Annotated in this window: 4 protein-coding genes; all 4 read right to left on the bottom strand. The window is 66.8% G+C overall.

Annotation, left to right across the window (positions count from 1 at the left end):
- Window positions 1-83: 83 nt before the first annotated feature.
- Window positions 84-470 (bottom strand): DNA polymerase III subunit delta, encoded by a 387-nt coding sequence (locus JCM25156_RS15695; RefSeq protein WP_025813831.1) that lies wholly within the window; start codon window positions 468-470, stop codon window positions 84-86.
- Window positions 467-829: a hypothetical protein gene (locus tag JCM25156_RS32730; protein ID WP_242402704.1), complete on the bottom strand. Its 363-nt coding sequence runs from the start codon at window positions 827-829 to the stop codon at window positions 467-469. Before JCM25156_RS32730 ends, JCM25156_RS15695 begins: the two co-directional genes overlap by 4 nt.
- On the bottom strand, window positions 766-1,314 hold the full coding sequence (locus JCM25156_RS32725) for a hypothetical protein (RefSeq protein WP_242402703.1): 549 nt from the start codon (window positions 1,312-1,314) through the stop codon (window positions 766-768). Before JCM25156_RS32725 ends, JCM25156_RS32730 begins: the two co-directional genes overlap by 64 nt.
- A 2-nt stretch (window positions 1,315-1,316) precedes the next feature.
- Window positions 1,317-1,752 (bottom strand): class I tRNA ligase family protein (locus JCM25156_RS25245; protein WP_034960300.1); only part of this gene is annotated, 436 nt, incomplete at its 5' end.

The raw sequence follows: 1,752 nt of genomic DNA, 5'->3' as shown, positions 1-1,752 counted from the left end.
TCGGGTCGTGCCGACATCCTGCGCCGACAGCATCTGCCGGATCGCGCCTTCAAGCGCGCGGCCTTCCTCCGGGTAGCAGCCGATCACGCCGCACTGGCGGTCCTTCTCGGCAAAGGCGCGCAGCTTCGCGCGCGAAGCCAGCCCCGGCGCTCCATGATGACCAGCGTATCCGACGCCCGCGCCAGACTGCGCTGCAGCAGGGCCAGCAGCCCGTCACCCGCCTCACGCACCCAGATCACGCGCCGCCCCCCGCTCAGGGAAAGGGCGGTGGTTTCCTCTTCCAGCCGGTCATGCTCCTCGCGGCCCAGCACCGCCACGCGGAAAGGATCGTCCAGATCGGGGCAGACGGCTTTCGCCACCGTCGTCGCGCGCTCACGGATCAGCCCCGCATCCTCCCCATGCAGGAGGATGGCCCGCAGCGCGCCCGGGGCCTGCAACGTGGCGTTGACGGCGCGGGCTTCGATCTTCACTGGTTTTCGTTCCCCCCGATGCTGATGCCCGAACTGCCCGCGGGCTCACTGTCCGATGTGTCGGGCCCGGCGCGGTCGCGTGGCGTGGGGGCGGGGGCATTGTCCATCGGCACGCTGCCGGTGGAGGTATCCATGTCCTCGTTATTCTGCTCGTTCAACTGGGCGTCGGTCCGGCCCGTGGCCAGCGCGGGCAGGCCATCGGCGCCTGGCTGCTGGGCGGGCATCTGGTTGTTGGGGTTGACGATGCTGTTGGGGTCGACATAGCGCGGCTGGTTCTGGTCCCCGGTCGAGCCGCTTACGGCAGGTCTGGCATGGGTGCGGAACCAGACGGCGACCTGCTGCGTGATCTGCTCCGCCATGTTCTTGGCCACGCGGTACGCACGTTTTCCAGGTTCAGGGTCAGGGCGAAATACTGTTCGTAGTTGTTGTTGACACCATCCACCACCGAGGCATCGCCACTGGCCAGCAGTTGCGGCTCATCCGCCATGGTATAGAGACGCCAGTGGGCGAAGGCCGTGGTGCGCGTGCGGCCGGAGGTGTTGTCGGCATGGATGTCGACGGCTTCGTTCATGATGTAGGTATTGATGCGCAGGCTGTAGCCGGTCGGGTTTTCCGGCCCGGCACCCGACAGATCCTGTTGCAGGAACTGGCGCAACTGCTGGCCGTACCGTTCCTTGATGACCGGTACGTAAACCTGCTTCAGTTCCGCCAGCACGTTACCGACGGTGGGTTTGCCATCGGCGCCCAGATGGGTTCCCGTCGTCTTGTACATCGGGGAAAAGCCGCACCCTGCCAGGACAAGCAGGGCGCAGAACATGCCGGTGCGACAGACGGGATGCGCCATCTCTATTTCGCAACCACGAAATTGACGATCCGGCCGGGCACGTGGATGCGTTTGACAATCCGCGCCCCTTCCAGCAGGCGTGCCACGTTCGGTTCGGCTTCCGCCAGGGCGATGACCTTTTCCGCCGGCATGTCGGGCGGCACGGCGATGGTGCCGCGCAGCTTGCCCATGATCTGCACCGCGATGGTCACTTCGCTGGCCCTGAGCAGTTCGGGGGTCGCGGTGGGCCATGCGCGCTCCACAACCGGCATGCCACCGGGCTCAAGCAGCGCCATCATCGCTTCCGCCTGATGCGGCACCATCGGCGCGCACAGCAGGGAGATGACGGTGGCGGCCTCGCGTCGGGCGAAGGCCATGCCGTCTTCCCCCGCCGCCTTTTCGGCGTCCGCCAGGGCGGAGGTCAGTTCATGCAGGCGGGCCACGGCCACATTGGCGCTG

Source organism: Komagataeibacter kakiaceti JCM 25156 (assembly GCF_000613305.1).
The sequence above is the reverse complement of the archived record's forward strand: the minus strand, read 5'-3'. Positions and strand labels throughout refer to the sequence as shown.